The 15,404-nt window shown below is 68.7% G+C and carries 17 protein-coding genes; 3 read left to right on the top strand and 14 right to left on the bottom strand.

The genetic code is table 11. The annotated features are described in order from the left end of the window. Positions 1–58: 58 nt before the first annotated feature. From ACIP94_RS14030 to ACIP94_RS13975, 12 genes are all read right to left on the bottom strand, one after another. On the bottom strand, positions 59–526 hold the full coding sequence (locus ACIP94_RS14030; RefSeq protein WP_402424330.1) for a DUF6082 family protein: 468 nt from the start codon (positions 524–526) through the stop codon (positions 59–61). A 73-nt stretch (positions 527–599) separates the two neighbouring features. Continuing rightward, positions 600–1,175, bottom strand: a complete 576-nt coding sequence (locus ACIP94_RS14025; RefSeq protein WP_176119292.1) for a DUF6624 domain-containing protein — start codon at positions 1,173–1,175, stop codon at positions 600–602. Then, a complete protein-coding gene (locus ACIP94_RS14020) occupies positions 1,172–1,744 on the bottom strand; it encodes a hypothetical protein (protein WP_073948156.1) in 573 nt (190 codons plus the stop codon). Before ACIP94_RS14020 ends, ACIP94_RS14025 begins: the two co-directional genes overlap by 4 nt. 74 nt (positions 1,745–1,818) lie before the next feature. Further along, the gene (locus ACIP94_RS14015; protein ID WP_402424326.1) at positions 1,819–2,310 is read right to left on the bottom strand and encodes a LuxR C-terminal-related transcriptional regulator; all 492 of its coding nucleotides are present in this window, start codon (positions 2,308–2,310) and stop codon (positions 1,819–1,821) included. 127 nt (positions 2,311–2,437) lie between these two features. Continuing rightward, on the bottom strand, positions 2,438–3,691 hold the full coding sequence (locus tag ACIP94_RS14010; RefSeq protein WP_402424323.1) for an acyl-CoA dehydrogenase family protein: 1,254 nt from the start codon (positions 3,689–3,691) through the stop codon (positions 2,438–2,440). Positions 3,692–3,778: 87 nt separating this feature from the next. Then, positions 3,779–4,420: a GAF domain-containing protein gene (locus tag ACIP94_RS14005; RefSeq protein ID WP_402424320.1), complete on the bottom strand. Its 642-nt coding sequence runs from the start codon at positions 4,418–4,420 to the stop codon at positions 3,779–3,781. Beyond that, entirely contained in the window at positions 4,420–5,052 is a 633-nt protein-coding gene (locus ACIP94_RS14000; RefSeq protein ID WP_402424317.1) for a GTP-binding protein, read from the bottom strand. The genes ACIP94_RS14005 and ACIP94_RS14000 overlap by 1 nt, the downstream gene beginning before the upstream one ends. 7 nt (positions 5,053–5,059) lie before the next feature. Continuing rightward, complete coding sequence (locus ACIP94_RS13995) at positions 5,060–5,464, bottom strand: DUF742 domain-containing protein (RefSeq protein ID WP_006143017.1); 405 nt, start codon at positions 5,462–5,464, stop codon at positions 5,060–5,062. Then, positions 5,461–5,976, bottom strand: a complete 516-nt coding sequence (locus ACIP94_RS13990) for a roadblock/LC7 domain-containing protein (protein WP_061916021.1) — start codon at positions 5,974–5,976, stop codon at positions 5,461–5,463. Before ACIP94_RS13990 ends, ACIP94_RS13995 begins: the two co-directional genes overlap by 4 nt. 70 nt (positions 5,977–6,046) lie before the next feature. Further along, complete coding sequence (locus ACIP94_RS13985; protein ID WP_402424314.1) at positions 6,047–7,564, bottom strand: ATP-binding protein; 1,518 nt, start codon at positions 7,562–7,564, stop codon at positions 6,047–6,049. A 26-nt stretch (positions 7,565–7,590) separates the two neighbouring features. Beyond that, positions 7,591–9,486, bottom strand: coding sequence for a glycoside hydrolase family 15 protein (locus ACIP94_RS13980; protein WP_402424312.1), 1,896 nt, complete (start codon positions 9,484–9,486; stop codon positions 7,591–7,593). A 231-nt stretch (positions 9,487–9,717) separates the two neighbouring features. Then, the gene (locus ACIP94_RS13975) at positions 9,718–10,209 is read right to left on the bottom strand and encodes a DUF6415 family natural product biosynthesis protein (RefSeq protein ID WP_402424309.1); all 492 of its coding nucleotides are present in this window, start codon (positions 10,207–10,209) and stop codon (positions 9,718–9,720) included. A gap of 189 nt (positions 10,210–10,398) precedes the next feature. Between ACIP94_RS13975 and ACIP94_RS13970 the strand changes: the two genes are divergently transcribed. Then, positions 10,399–11,787: a Tat pathway signal protein gene (locus tag ACIP94_RS13970; RefSeq protein WP_382102953.1), complete on the top strand. Its 1,389-nt coding sequence runs from the start codon at positions 10,399–10,401 to the stop codon at positions 11,785–11,787. Between the two features lie 72 nt (positions 11,788–11,859). Then, the gene (locus tag ACIP94_RS13965) at positions 11,860–12,360 is read left to right on the top strand and encodes an SAM-dependent methyltransferase (RefSeq protein ID WP_382102928.1); all 501 of its coding nucleotides are present in this window, start codon (positions 11,860–11,862) and stop codon (positions 12,358–12,360) included. Between the two features lie 62 nt (positions 12,361–12,422). Here the strand turns inward: ACIP94_RS13965 and ACIP94_RS13960 are convergent, their stop codons facing one another. Beyond that, a complete protein-coding gene (locus ACIP94_RS13960; protein ID WP_167794341.1) occupies positions 12,423–12,932 on the bottom strand; it encodes an ATP-binding protein in 510 nt (169 codons plus the stop codon). Positions 12,933–13,063: 131 nt separating this feature from the next. Here ACIP94_RS13960 and ACIP94_RS13955 point away from each other — a divergent pair, with 131 nt between their 5' ends. Beyond that, positions 13,064–14,305 carry a helix-turn-helix transcriptional regulator gene (locus ACIP94_RS13955; protein WP_145870868.1) on the top strand — a complete coding sequence of 414 codons (1,242 nt, stop codon included), beginning with the start codon at positions 13,064–13,066 and terminating at the stop codon, positions 14,303–14,305. A 74-nt stretch (positions 14,306–14,379) separates the two neighbouring features. Here ACIP94_RS13955 and cutA read toward each other — a convergent pair whose 3' ends face one another. Continuing rightward, on the bottom strand, positions 14,380–14,700 hold the full coding sequence (gene cutA / locus ACIP94_RS13950) for a divalent-cation tolerance protein CutA (protein ID WP_402424305.1): 321 nt from the start codon (positions 14,698–14,700) through the stop codon (positions 14,380–14,382). Positions 14,701–15,404: the final 704 nt, after the last annotated feature.

Here is a 15,404-nt window from a genome sequence, read left to right as displayed (position 1 = left end):
CGATTTCTCCGAGAGGTGAGGGTGTGGCGGATTCGGGCGGGGTGGGGCAGCCGCCTCTTCAGGCGGCTACGGGCTGTGCCCCCAGGTGGTTCTTCGCGGCCTTGTCCAGCACCTTGGTGAAGTGCTCGGCGCGCTCATTGGCCTCGGCCTCCTGAGCGCGGAGGCCGCCGAAACGGGCCCAGTACCGCCGGCAGACGTCCCTCTCCATCAGCTTCGAGGCGTAGAACGGCAGACGCCCCTCCCGGATGAAGCCGAGGCGGTCGCGCAGGCTGAGCATGCAGATGAGCTGGTTGGCCTTCAGCAGCTGCATGTACTCCTCGACGTCCAGGTCCTCGGGCGTCCAGAGCTTGGCGAGGTCAGGGTTGGCGGACATCTGCGTCAGCCAGTCGAGTTGGTTGCGCGCGACGGTCGCCTCGTTTCGTTCGGCCTGGTGCCGCGCGTCCTGCCTCAGCCGGGCGGCTCCGACCACGACGGTGGCGAGGGAAACCGCGGCGCCGGCAGCGAGGACGGCGGTGGTGAGCTTCATGCTTTAACGGTCCTTTCACGCAAAGTGATCTGGGGCGAGGGCGGGTCTGTGGAAGCCTGCGGGGCTCGCTGCGTCATGCGACCCCCGCTAGCACGACGGCCGGTGAGCCGCCGACAATGCGATCCAGGGCGTACCGGCGGCGCACAGTGTCCAAAGCGACGGCGATCGGCGGCAGTCCGACGGCGGCCCTTCGCTGGTCCAGCAACTGCGGCGCACGCAGTGGGCACAGCTCCACCCCTGCTGCGCTGAGGACGAGTTGCGTCCCGAACTCTTGGGGGCGCCCGCTGTTGACCAGGGCGCGGTCGTGAAGGTGGGCCCAGTGCTGGATGCGCGCATCGCCGTCCTGGACCGCACGTTTCAAAAGGGTGGTGGCCGCCCGCTGGAAGTCGGGTTCGTCGTCGGCGTGAAGAGCGATGCTCCAGGCGGCACGTGCTGCGTCGGGGCCCACGAGACGGTGGCCGGGCCAGTCATGTTCGGCCAGGATGCGGCGCAGCACTTTGGTGTCGGCGTGCTCAGCGTGACGGTCCTGGCCGAGGTGGACGGCGTCGAGCTGGTTGCGTACGCGTCTGGCCCGGCGTGCTGCCGACTGTGCGGCGCGGGCGATGAGTTCGCGGGCGAGGTCCGGCCGCAGCGGTTCCGCGGTCCTCACGCGATACTCCGCTGGTCGGCGGCGGACTGCGGCTCGTGGACCTGGCAGCCGATGAGCGCGCTCAGCCCAGGCCGAAGCTCAGCGGTGAGTTCGAGGCGCGCGACTCGCTCATGGTGCTGTCCGGTGCCCGATCCACGGACGTCCCAGCCCATGTCGGTGAGCCGACGAAGGAATGTGGCGATCGGATCGACGTCGAGAGGATGGCGGGCCATGGCCTCGGCCCGCACAAGCGGTACCTCGAGCCGGGCGGCGAAGTCGGAGGCCCACAGAGTGATCAGCCGGACGGTGTCATCGGAGTGACCGGGCAGGGTGTGGACGCAGTCCAGGAAGAGGCACGGGCCTTCGCCCCATCCGAGGTCGGGCCCGCGTTGCGGGATCATGCAGGCCAGCAGCAGCCCGTCCTCGAACAGTCCAGCCGGTTTCACCTGCGGGGCGCGGAACAGGGCCGGGATATCGGACCGGGCGGGTGTAGGCACCCCGCGCATGGCGAGCCAGCGCTGACGGTCCTGGACGAGGGCCGCGGCCTCGTCCCGTTCGGCGTCGGTGCGCAACGACCGCATCTCGTACACGGCCGGTAACCCTTTCGCGCACTGGCTTCGAGGCGCGGGGGAGGACTCGATGGCCGCAGAAGCGGGTGAGGCATTCACTGGCTCGCTCCGCTCTCCATCGTGGTGGCCCGCCTGGCGCCCAACAGGCCCCACGCGTGGGCCCAGGCGACAAGTTGGGTGGTGTTGGCCGCCCCGGTCTTGTCGAGCAGTTCGTCATGTGCGGCTCGCACGTCGGCGGGCGCGATCTTGGCTATGGCAGCAATGTCGCTGGGATTGCTGTGCTCAGCGACCGCCCGCAGCAACAGTTGCTGCTCTGGACTGAGTTCCGGCATTGGCCTGTCCGTTGTGGGCGGAGCGACCTGCCGGGCGTTGCACAGGAAGTGCACGATCACCGGGGGCTTGCAGCGGGGCGGGCAGTGGAGGCTCTCCCGGATGTCGCGTACGTACTGGCGGACGGTCACGGCCGACAGCCCGGTCCTCGCGGCGATCTCTTGAGGGCCGAGGCCGTCCACGAGGTGCTGGGCGACGCGCTGCTGGGTCGGGGTCAGGGGGGTGATCGGTGCGCTGGTCATCATGCGTGGGGTCACGGGTGTCTCTTTCGCGGCTGGGTTGAGGGATACGGGTGGGGTGTCGCCGGACCCCGCGGGGGACGGGGGCCGGCGACACGGGCCCGTGCGCGGCGGTCTGGATTCACGGGGCGCCGCACACGGGGGCTCATGCGGCTGTCGGGTCGGGGCGGGCCCACGCCGCTTCGGCGGCGAGACGTTCTGACCACTGGATGTGGGCCTCGTCGAAGGCGGCGTCGGCGAGGCGTATGCGCTGGACTTCGCCGGTTCCGGCCGGTGGGTAGGTGAACTGGATGTCGCGCCACAGGCGCTGGAGGATGTAGTCGCCGTTGAGGGCGTGGGCGCCGTGCAGCTCCATGGCGTCCTGGGTTGACTGCATCGCCCACTGGTGGCCGAGGTACTTGGCGTTGATCAGGTCGGTGTCGCAGGGCAGGCCCTGGTCGAGGAGGTGCACGGACTGATAGGCCAGGATTCGCCCGGCGCGCAGGCGGGCCTCCATGTCACCGATGCGGTCCCGCAGAACCGGCAGATCGGAGAGGGCGCCCCGGTAGCGGGAGCGCGTCTTGAGGTAAGCGGTCGAGGTGGCCACGACTGCCTCGTGTATTCCCAGGCTGACTGCGGCCAGGTTGGGACGGCCGTACAGGATGCTGCTGCTCTGCGCTACGCCCAGCCCCTGGCCGATCTCTCCGACCACGTTTTCCTCGGGGACGCGGACATGATCGAGGTCGAGGCGGCCGGCGGAGAAGCCGTGCAGGCCGAGGCCGGGACGGTGGTCGGCGACTGAGAGCCCTCGGCGCTTGGATTCGACCATGAACGCGGTCAGCGCCTGGGAGGTGCTCACGCCTGCCTTGGCGGTCCGGGCGACCACGAGGTGGGCTCCCGCGAGGTGGCTATTCCCGATGTGGATTTTGCTGCCGGTGATCACCCATTCGTTGCCGACGCGCTCGGCGATGGTCTCGATGCCGCCGATGTGTCCGCCGGCTCGCGGTTCGGTCACGGCGATCGACAAGAGCAGTGAACCGTCCGCTACGCGGGGCAGCCAGCGGCCCTTCTGCTCGTAGGTGGCGAAGTGCAGCAGGGCGCCGACGGGGATCAGCGTGGCCTGGAGGATGGCCGCCGCAGCCGCCGAGACGCGGGCAATGCGGTGGACGAGGATTGTCTTGGCCACGTGTCCGGCGTCCAGCCCGCCGAAGGAGGACGGGACGCTGACGGCGAACCAGCGTCGTGCGGCCATCAGGTCGGCGACCTTGCGCTCCACCCTGCCGGGGGCGGCCTCCATGCGTGCGGCGCGCGGCGCGATGTGCTCGGCCGCGAAGGCGTCCGCCTCGTCCCACAGCAGTTCGTGGCGGGCGTTGAGATAGGGGCGCAGCGCCGGCGGCGGCGTGGTGGGTGTGGCGGGCATGGTCCTCTCCCTCTCCCTGGATGAAGGTCGCACGGTGGAGCGGCCGGGGATCGCCTGCGGCTCCCGGGTGGGGGGTCGTGCAACGGACTAGCGGACGGGCGCGCGGGCGATGTGGTCCATCACCCGGACGCCGGCGTTGATGACGATGTCTCTCAGCCGTCGGGCCTCGCTCAGGGGCCGCTTCTCGGGGTCGATGACGCACACCGTGCCCAGCACGGTGCCGCTGTCGTGGATGAGCGGGGCACCGAAGTAGGAGCGGATCCCGACCGCATCGACCACGGGGTTGCCGCTGAAGCGCGGGCTGGCGTGCACGTCGTGCAGCGGAAGGGCCTTCTTGCGGGCCATGACCTCCGGGCACCAGCCGTGGTCGCGGCTCATGGTGCGGCCGACGATGACGTACCCGCTGTCCGCGGACGGCTGGTGCAGACCGACGAAGGTCTGCTCCTCCAGGAAGAGGTTGACGAAGCCGTACAGGAACCCGGCTTGTGTTGCCATGCCGCGGGCCAGTTCGTCGAAGTCCTCGCTGGCAGCGGTGGGCACGCCTAGGCGATCCAGCAGCTCGTACCGCTGCGCCAGCTCGGTCGCCTGCTGGGCCTGCGGGACGGGGACGGCGGCGCCGGCGGGGAGGGATGGCCCATGGGTGACGTCCCGCATGGTACGTCGCGGCAGCGACTGCGTGAGGGGGGCGGTCTGCCGCGCGCGGTAGGGGTCGTTGGGCTGATACGACATCAGGCGTCCTGAAAGGTGGTAGTGGATGCGGGGCGAGCGGGGCTTGCCGATGCGCTCTTCAAGGCGTGACCAACGAGGGTCAGCAGGACGCCAGCGACGTGGTTCGGATCGCGGGCGTCGCAGGTGACCACCGGCACAGAGGCGGGCAGTTCGAGGGCGGTGCGGACCTCATCGGGGTGGTAACGATGTGCTCCGTCGAACTGGTTCACCGCGACGACGAAGGGCAGGCCGATGTCCTCGAAGAAACCGACGGGGGTGAAGCTGCTTTCCAGGCGGCGGGTGTCGACCAGGACGACCGCGCCGACGGCTCCGCGACAGAGGTCGTACCAGAGGTCGACGAACCGGTCCTGGCCGGGCGTGCCGAACAGGAACAATTCCAGGGGCACGGGCGCGTAGGGCAGGTTGAGGCGACCGAAGTCGAAGGCGACCGTGGTGGTCTGCTTGGCCTCGACGCCCGCCAGGCTGTCCACGTCCGCGCTCGCCTCGGTCAGGTACTCCTCCGTGCTCAGCGGCGTGATCTCACTGACGGCACCCACGGCGGTGGTCTTGCCCGCGCCGAAACCGCCAGCGATCACGACCTTAAGCACGGTCGGTGCACCGGTACGCGGGCGCGACGACGGCCGCAGCACCACGGCCGGGTCACCCGGCCTGGGGGTAGGCGATGGCATCGGGCCACTTCCTCTTCAGGCCCGCAGATAGGGCCGCCAGCAGTTGTGCAGAGGGACGTGCATGCGCGTCGGACGCGGCATAGGCGGTGACGGGGACGACCAGGGCGTCGGCGTCCAGGAGGTCGGAGATGAGGATCTTGACGGCGGTTACGGGACGGCCGAGTCGGCCCGCCAGCTCGGTCACCGAACGCCGGTGCTCCCGGCACAGGGCGAGGATCTCTGCGCATTCTTCGGCCTGGCCCGGGCCGGGCCGCCCGGGTCCAGCGTCCAGCACCGTGTCCAGGCCGAGCAGATGCCGTGGCCGGGTGCGACCGCGCGTCAGGGTGTAGGTCCGCACGAATGTCGAATCCTCGGCCGCGCTCCCGTGTGCGGTCACCGGACCTCATCACCCGTGCCGACGCGGACGGGGATCTGCATGTAGGGGGCGAACTTCTGCACCAGGCGCCCCATCTCGAACCCGACGGTGCCGGCATCGGCGTCCATGGTCGCGATCACCGCGAGGACCGTGTCCACCACTCCCCGTTCGTTGCCGGGATGGCCCTCGAAGGCCGCGCTGCGACCGGAACTCTGGACGAAGATCAGACAGTCGTCTCGCTCGATGACGACCTGCCTCGCCGGCCTCTTCTTGTGGGTGGGACCGGTGATGTTCGCCGCGAGTGAGGCCACTCCGCTGATGGCGGCCGACAGTTCGTCCGCCCAGTCCTTGTCGACGTCGCTGTCCAGCAGCCGCAGTCCGTCCCGCGAGAGCAGGACGGCGTGCGTGACGCCCGTCGTGTCGGAGGCGAACTGCCGCAGCAGCCACGCCATGTTGTCCCGCTGTCCGCTTGCCGTTGTCTCGGTTGCGGGTGCGTCGCCGGTCACGTTGTTCATCGCGGGGTGGGTACTCATAGGGATCGCTCCAGAAAGGGGGGAAGGGCCAGCGGATGTAACGGCCACCGGGAACGTGGAGGGACGAGGTTCAGGGCCTGGGGTGCTCTGTCGAAGCGGTGGGAGAACCGGCTTGCCCGCCGGCCTGGATGCCGGTGCGGAAGGCGGCTGCGAGCCCTGGCGTCGCCGCGGTCACGGGGGCTTGCTCCCGCTCGTGTGGCGGATGGAAGGTGCCGGCCTGGCGTCTACGCATGGGAAGGGCGGGCGCATCAGCAGAGTGATCTGCCCGTGCGGGTTCCGGAGCCCCTGCGGTACCGGGGTGTGGGACCTGCCCCGGCCTCGGAGTGGCTGGGGTCGCGGCAACCGGCTGCGGTTGCGGCGCCAAGGGGCGGGCGTCCTGGGGCAGCGCGCTCGCATCGTCGACGGAGGGAATCGCTACTAGGAGCCGTGCCGGGATGACCACCAGGGCGGTGGTGCCTCCCGTCACGTTCTCCTGCAGGAGAACGGACAGCCCGTGCGACTGGGCGATCTTCGCGGCGACCAGCAAGCCGAGCTGCCCCGCTCGCACCTGGCCGCTGACGTCGACCTCTTCGGGGGCCTGGAGCAGGTGGTTCATCTGCGCCCGCGTCTGCGGATGCATGGGGATGGCCCGGTCCTCGACCTCGACCGCCAACCCGTTCGCCACCCGCTGCGCACGCACCATCACCTTCGTAGCCGGATCGGAACACTCACAGGCGTTCTCGATCAGCTCAGCCAGCAGGTGCGTCAGGTCCGAACCCACATGGCCGGGAAGGCCCAGCTCCGCGCCCACGGACCCCGCCGCAACCGCCACCCGCGGATACTGCACGACCTCGGAGACGGCGCCGCGCAGCACGCTCTTGACGGGAACGGGCCGACGCACGCTGCGCAGGGACTGCCCGCCCAGCACCGCCGTGCTCTCGACCTGGCGACGCATCCGCGTCACGAGGTGATCGATCTCGAAGATCTTGGCGAGCAGCTCCGGGTCGTCGGTCAGCATCTCCAGCTGGCTCAGTGCCTCAAGCGCCTTACCGACCAGCGCGTGCTCGCGCATGGCCAGGCGACGCAGCACTTCCAGGAGTACGACGGACTGGGACTCGTCGTGCACCCGTATCAGCGACGCGATGGCCTGCACCTGGAGGGCACTCAACGCCTTGTTGATCTCGACGTTCGGACTGGCCGATGGTGGCACCTGCAGGTCCGGCAGCGGAGGCCGTCCCCCGCGGCACAGCTCGTCTGCCGACCACTGCACCGACTTTTCGACGGCCGCCGCTGCTCCTGCGATCGCTGCCAGTGCCGCTGCCTGGGCATGCTCCGCAGCCGTCTGCACGGCCCCTGCAGCCGTTCGCGCTCCGCGAGCCGCCAGCGTGGCGACCCCCGCCAGTCCGCAGACCAGGCCGGCGAGGAGCCAGCCGGGGCCCACTGCGGACACCGACCAGAGGATGAAGGCGGCACCAAGCAGTGCGGCAAGGAGCACTAGGGGCAGTGCGACGGCGCGGTGGACACGGTGCAGCGTGAACGCGTCGATCTGAGGCCGCCGTCGGCGGTGGCCGGTGGCGGCTGGCCCTGCCGCAAAGGCGCTGTCAGGCATGGGAATCCTCGTCAGGGTGGGGGTGGCTAGGCGTGCTGCGGCGTCAGGTCTGCGCAGGTCTGGTGTGTGCTGCGTGGGGTCGAGCTGGGTGACGGAGACGCGACCGGGCTGCGGTGGGGGGACTGCGTCGCCAGGAGTTGAAGGAGCCGGGCGCTCTGGATCAGCCCCATGTGGCTGAATGCCTGCGGGAAGTTGCCGAGCTGGCGCTGCTGGACGGGGTCGTACTCCTCGGCCAGGAGGCCGAGGTCGTTGCGCAGTGCGAGGAGGCGTTCGAACAGGGCGTGGGCCTCGTCGAGGCGGCCGGTCAGGGCCAGGGCGTCGACGAGCCAGAAGGAGCAGAGGACGAATGCGCCCTCGTCTCCAGTCAGACCGTCCATCCCGGTGTGGTCGCCGATGGTCGGGTACCGGCGTACGAGTCCGTCTGACGTGGAGAGTTCACGACGCACTGCGTCCACGGTGCCGATGACGCGTGCGTCGTTGGGCGGCAGGAAGCCAACGCGGGGGATCAGCAGTGTGGCGGCGTCGAGTTCCTTGGAACCGTAGGACTGGGTAAAGGTGTTGCGCACCGGATCGAAGCCCCTGGTGCAGACCTCGTGGTGGATGGTTGCCCGCAGCTCGGTCAGGCGGGCCAGGTCGATGTCGAGCGCGCCGGCTTCGGCCAGGCGGATGGTGCGGTCGATCGCCACCCAGGCCATCACCTTGGAGTGGACGAAGTGCTGGCGTGCCCCGCGGATCTCCCAGATCCCCTCGTCGGGCTCCCGCCAGCGCTGTGCCAGGTGCTCGACGAGCCGCTGGTGCAGGACCGCGGTGTCGGCACAGTGGGCCACACCGCTCTCGTGCGCGAGGTACAGGGTCTCGATCACCTCGCCGTACACGTCGAGCTGGAGCTGGTCCGCCGCCCCGTTCCCGACCCGCACCGGCGTCGAGCCCTCATACCCGGGCAGCCAGGGCAACTCCCGTTCCCGAAGATCACGCTCCCCGGTGATCGCGTACATGATCTGCAGGTTCTCTGGGTCGCCGGCCACGGAACGCAGAAGCCAGCGCCGCCATGCCTGCGCCTCCTGCCGGTAGCCGGTCTCCAGTAACGCGGCCAGGGTCGTAGCGGCGTCGCGCAGCCAGGTGAAGCGGTAGTCCCAATTGCGTCGGCCGCCGATCTCCTCGGGCAGCGAGGTGGTCGGCGCGGCGACGATCCCGCCGCTCGGGTGGTAGGTCAGTGCCTTCAGTGCGATCAAGGAACGGACCACGGCCTCACGGTAGGGGCCGTCGTAGGTGCACTGCTGCGTCCAGTCCTGCCAGAAGGCGAGCGTCTCGGTGAGCGCCGCGTGCGGGTCGGGGATCTCCGGAGCCGGTGCGTGGGACGGGCACCAGCTGAGCACGAACGCCACGCTCTGCCCGGCGCGGATGGCAAAGGCACTGACGACGACCCCGTCCTTCTCCGCCTGCGGGACGCAGGTGTCGAGCCACAGTGCGTCCGCGCCGGCCTCCGCGACCATGCGCCCATCGGCCTCGTGGATCCACGGGCTGACGCTGCCGTATCCCGGCCGCGGACGCATGGCCGAAACCATTGCCACCTCACCGGCCAGACCCTCGACGATCCGGATCACCTGCGGTGCCCCGTCGCGAGGCGGCATGAAGTCCAGGACGCGGACCGACCCGGCCGGTGTGCGCCAGATCGATTCGAGGACGAGAGTGTCACCGCGGTACCGGCGCTCGGCGACCGCTTCGGGCCCGAAGGGGCCAGGCGCGGCCGGGGCGATCCGCCAGGTGCCGTGCTTGTGCGTGCCGAGCAGGCCGGCGAAGACGGCCGACGAGTCGAACCGGGGCAGGCACAGCCAGTCGATCGAACCGTCGTCGCAGACGTGGGCACTGGTCTGCATGTCGCCGATCAGGCCGTACTGCTCGATGCGCGGGAGGCGTTTCATCGTGTGGGTCTCCGTAGTCCCCGTGGACCCGGGGGTGGCTTCGGGGCCGCCGGGGCGGCCGGGAAGTGTCGGTGAGAGAGGCACGGTGGTTACCGGTCCGGGGGAGGTCTGTTCTGCCTCGGCCGGGGATCCAAGTCCCGTGGAGCATGCGGCCGGATACTCGCTCACCACGAAGAGCCAGCCACGCCATGGGACCGAGAATCAGCGCGATCAGAACTGCCCCGGCGGCGGTCATGTCCGGGGCACCGACGCGGCCAGAACCACGCACGCGAGGGCGAGAGCGAAGACCGCGCCGCGCAGCACGTTGATCGGCGGCTTCCACCAGCGCCGTCTCTGGACCGACTTCGCAGGGGCCACGTCGTGGGCCTGCACGGCAGCGATAAGGTCTTGGGTCGCCTCGACCAGCCTGACCAGGTGAACCCTGCTGGGCATGTAGCCATCGGGGAGGCCGCCCGAACAGAGCTGCTGCGCACGGAGCAGGGCCGGCTCTTGCGAAGGCGTCAGAGCTCCGAGCTGGCTGACGTGTCCTCGCAGCCGCAGTGCGAGGTCCTCCACATCGGCGGCAGTATCGGGTAACGGCGAGTCCTCGCCCAGCACGAGCGCCACCGTTTCCGTCGCCGAGGCCGCCGGGTCCCGTCGCAGGATGGGCTCACCAAGGGCGTGGCTTCTCCTTCCTTGATCACTGAGTTGGCACGCCCGGCGAAGGGCCAGCGAGGGACGCATGACGCAACTCCTAGATGAATCAAGCCAACTTGAGCGAGGAACGCTGTGCACCGCAGGCGACTGACGTGCAAGGTGAGTGATCCTGCGGCTACGTTGAGCGAACCGCGAATCCCTGTCAGGCGGTATGCCTACGCGGCCCTCAAGGCCGTCAAAGGCGTCAAAGATCATTTCGGAACCGAGGGGCAGTACATGGCCCGTGAGAGAAACGTCGCCCTTGCCGCGCTCCTGCGCGAAGCGGGCTGGTCCCAGCCCCAAGCAGCCGCCGCGGTCGCTCGCGTTGCCGCGGAGAGCGGTGTACGCGAACTGGAGGCCATTTCCCGCTCTCACATCGCCATGTGGGTCCAGGGCACGAAGCCCAGTGGACGAGCGCCTCATATCCTGCGTGAGACGCTGTCCCGCAGGCTCGGCCGACGCCTCACCCTCGCTGACCTCGGACTGGAAGATGGGCCGACAGGCTCCACTGCCAGTAGTTCTGACTGGAGCGTCGACCCTCTGACCGTGCTGGCCGAGCTGGGAAGCGACGATCTGGACATGCACCGACGCAAGCTGTTGGCTACCACCGCGTACTCGGCCGCCGGCCTCGTCCTGCCTGCCGCTCCATGGTGGGCAGCCGCCCCGGCCGCGGCGGCCTCGCGCCCTGCAGTCTCCTCCCGGCTGGTGACTCAGGCTGACATCGACGACGTCCGCAAACTGACCACCTTCTACTCCGCGAGGGACCAGCAGCGCGGTGGAGCCTCGGGGCGCTCGGCCCTGGCCGGCCATCTTCGCGACGAAGCGGTGCCGCTCCTGGGCAGCAGGTTCCAAACGGAACAGCACCGCCGGGATACGTACTCGGCCGTGGCAGAGATGACCTACCTCGCCGGCTGGATGGCCTTCGACGCCTCCGAGCATCGAACCGCCCAGCGCTACCTCACCCTCGCCGCACGCATTGCGGCCGAAGCCGCAGACGGACCGCTGGGCGGCCACATCCTGCGTGCCCTCGCCCACCAAGCAGTCGACCTCGGGCACCCACGTAGAGCACTCGACCTGGCTGACGCCTCCATGTCCCGCACCCACTACGGCCAGGCCAGCTCGCGGGAGAAGGCCCTGCTCGCGGTAGTCCATGCCCGCGCCCTGGCCGCCGACGGCGACCGCCGCGGCAGTCTCGCGGCCATCAGTCGCGCGGAGAGGGACCTCGCACGTGCCGATAACGAGGATGCCCCCGACCGCGTCAGCTTCTTCCAGGAAGCCTCCCTCGCTCACGAGACTGCCTGTGCCTTGCGGGACCTGGGAAATCCTCTCGACGCGGAGTTGCATTTCCAGCGCAGCGTCGCCACCCGCCGGCGGCAGCAGTATGCCCGTACCCACAGTGTGACCCTCGGCTACCTCGGTGCCGTCCAGGTCCAGCAGGGACGCCTCGATGAGGCATGTGGTACCTGGGGACAAGCACTGGACGCCATGGCTGGCGTCCAGTCCGGCCGCGCCCGCGACGTCATCGTCCGCATGCAGAGCGACCTCTCGCCTGTTCGGCAACGTGGTGGCCGCCACGTCGCCGAACTGGACCGCCGGGCGCGGGAAATGCTGCGCGCCATAGGCTGACCACAGGGCAGGTCCGCAGCTATTGACGGCAGCTGCTGAACACGCGCCCCCGTTAGAGAGGAACGAGCGCCGATGGCAACGTACGAGGTCGAATCGATCGCAACGGTTGTCGGGGGCCACACCCGCGTCCAGGACGATTACCAGGGCGGCGTCGAGTCGGTCATCCGACTCAACGAGGCGTACCCCCTCGAGACGCTGCAGGGAATCGAAGAGTTTTCCCACCTGACGGTGACCTGGCTCTTCCACCTGGCGCGACCGGAAGACGTCCAGCTCCACGCACGCAGCCCCCGCGGGAATCCGGACTGGCCGCCGACCGGTACCTTCGTCCACCGCAACCATCGGCGTCCCAATCAACTGGCGATCAGCTACCCGCGGCTGCTCAAGGTCGAGGGACGGGACCTGTTGGTTACCGATCTCGATGCTGTAGACGGAACGCCCGTGATCGACTTGGCACCGTACTTCGAACAGATGGGGCCTCGTGGCCCGATCCGTCAGCCCGCCTGGCCCGGCGAGATGCTCGAACCGAATTACTGGGCGAAGGCAAGCGAACGGCCCTCGGAGCGCCCTGTGTGACAGAAGCGACTGAGCTGCCCGGCTTGCCATTTGCATCGTCGGCAACCAACTGGAGGTCTGGCTCAAGCTGCAGCCCTCGCGTCTTGGAACTCACACCACGTCTCCTCGCCGCTGCTCTCCCATGCGTCTGAGATCGCGTCGACCAGCCGGATCCCGCGCCCCGATTCACCGTCGGGTCCGGCTTCCTTGAGCACAGCGGGCGCCGGGTTGTGGTCGGTTACCGAGACACGCACCACGTCGACGCCCACCGTGATGCGGAGCACGACTTCGCCCTCACCGTGGACTACGGCGTTGGTGACCAGCTCCGAGACGGCCAGTACGACGAGCCCCGCCACCGGCTCCGAAACACGGCACCGCCGCAGGAATGCCCTGGCTATGCGCCGCATCTCCCCGACCTTCGCGAGGTCGGGGAGAAGGGCCGCCTGACAGGCATGGGATGCCGCCGGTACCTCTGCCCTCGCCCATGCGCCGGGCTCGTCTTCCTGAACCGGCCTGACGCATGACGCGCCTGCTGTAGCCGCACAGCTACGGATGCCCCCGCCGGGCGGGGCCGCCTCTTGGAGCCTGGTCATGTGGGCTATGGCACCGCGCGGCGACGCCGTCGACCAGGGGAATCCAGAGGGGGAAAAGTACGGCAAGGGGGAAACTGCAGGGGGGAATTGAGGCCATGATTGGGTTCCGCCCACCAACAGAGGTCACACTCATGCCAGACCCGTTCGCCGACCTGCTCCTCCGGCTTCGGCAGGAGGCGGGCCGGACTCAGGAGGAGCAGGCGGAGGCGATCAACGCTGTCTCCGGCCGGGACACCATGACCCGCCGAGAGATCAGCCGTTATGAGAACTTCGAGAACATTCCTACCAACCACACGATCGGGCACATCGCGGCGGCCTGTGGTGTCCCCTTCGAGGAACTACAGCGAGAGGCCAAGGCCGCCCGCGCTCGGAAGAGAAAGGGGCATGCCGATGCAGGGGAGGAGCAAGACGCCGTGAAGCGTCGCACGCTCCTGGGTAGCGCCACCATCGGCGTGAGCGTGGCCGCCGAGCCCTGGGGGCGCCTCGCCTTCGCCCTCAGCAAGGGGGCCAAGATCGATTCGCCCGCTGCCGCCGCGCTCATCGACCGAGCCGCTGAACTGCACGTCCAGGAACTCAACCTCAGCGCGCGGCGGCTACAGAAAACGGTCGAGTCGCATCTTGACGCGATCACTGCGGCCCTGCCTCGTGCAGGCGATCACGAAGGCGCTCTCACCATCGCCGCCGGAGAAACCGCCGCTCTGGCCGGTTGGGTGGCCTGGGACCTGGGGGAGCACGACAAAGCCAACGCCTACTACAAAGTCACGTCGCAGTGCGCGGCGGCTGCCGGGCATCCTCCACTCCGAGCCCTGGCCCTGACCTACAGCAGCTACGGCGCTTTGACGCCAAAGGCGAAGATGGAGTTCCTCTCCCAAGCCGCCAACGACGTGCGCGGCCACGGTAACGCTACTGCTGCCGCCTGGGTTCTCGGTAGGCGTGCGGAAGAAGCTGCGGCGGCCGGCGACGAGGTGGGGGCGCTCCGGGCGTTAGACCGAGCGCGCTTCGCTTACGATTTCGCGGACCACGCCAGCGAGCAGGCATGGGTCAGGTTCGTGACCCCATACCGCATGGACTCGTTGGCCCTGTCCGTGTACGGCCAGCTGAGGCGTCCCGAGCTCACGTCCACAGCTGATACCGCGGTCGACCGCCTCGGAGACGGACTACCGGACGGGGGCGTCGTGGTCCTCGGTGATCTCGCTTCGGCCCTACTGCGTGGGGGTGACGTCGATCAAGGGGTGTACGTGTCACGTCAGTTCGTCGCAGCTGCAGAGGCCAAGCCCAACACGATGGGCAAGGAGCGCGCATCGACTATCGCCTCGTCGCTCCCTGACAGTGAGCAGGAACTCGGCCGCCATCTACGGAAGTTCGCATCCTGAGACCCCACACGCAGTAGGCGGGTAAGCCCAGGACGCGAGCGCCGTCGTACGGGCGGCCCGGCGCTCCGCAGAACCTATGCCGTCTCCTCGATAACCCAGGACAGGTACGCCTCCGACCCGCCGGTCACGGGCAGCGTGATCCACTGGGGAACGTCGTAGGGGTGCTTCTCGTGCAGCCACGCCTCCAGTGCCGGGAGACGGTCCGTCGTAGTCATGTACGAGATCCGCCACTCTTGCGCCGTCTCGACCTTCCCCTTCCACCAGTAGAAGGCTGTGATCGGCGCATCAATGTGAACGCCCGCTGCCAGCTTGCTCTCGACCGCACCACGGGCCAACGCCTTCGCATGATCCTCGTTGTCGCTGGTCGTCTGCGCGATCACAATCTCGTTGGCCATGCAATTACCTCTCCAGTTCAGTTACCGCGACTCTACCGAGCCGTCAAGGGCACACGTCACGCTGCTGAAACAGCATCATCCTGGCCCGTGCCGGACCATCCGCTAAACAGAGCGGCGTGATCATGCGGGTCACCGAGCCATCGAGGCGGCGACGCCCCTGTCCGAGGACGGTCACGGGTAGTTGCGGCATCGAAAGCGGAACCCCGCAATTAGGGGGCACAGAGCCGCGGGCACACCCGAGTGCGTGACCTGTGAACGTCGACCGCACGACGGCCCGTCCGCTACTGATGGACTTCAAGCGGGTCGCCGTCGTGCCGTCGGAGTGTGATCTTGACTCTATGGCCGCGGAGATGACGACGGCCAACGCGGCCACCGACACCGAGTACGCCCAGTTTCGCGAGACGTACGGCACGGACGTCACCGAGGTGCGAAGGATACGAGTTCCTCCTCGCGAGTTGCGCATGGCAACCTACAAGCCCCGTATGAGGCCACGCGACCGAGTGGCAAGCAGAGGCTCAGTACCGTGTCGACTGCCTGCATGGCCGTGCAGCGCCGTGACCCTGGAACTGGAGAGGGATCCATGTAACCCTCACGAACACTCCGACACTCAGAGGTCGTTTTCACCTGCGATGCGTGCTTTGGCCTGGTCTTTTCGGCCGGCGGTTGGCGTCTCGGCGGGGCTGGTGGAGTGGTTGCGGCACATG

Source organism: Streptomyces sp. NPDC093261 (genome assembly GCF_044753645.1).
Classification (GTDB): domain Bacteria; phylum Actinomycetota; class Actinomycetes; order Streptomycetales; family Streptomycetaceae; genus Streptomyces.
The sequence above is the reverse complement of the archived record's forward strand: the minus strand, read 5'-3'. Positions and strand labels throughout refer to the sequence as shown.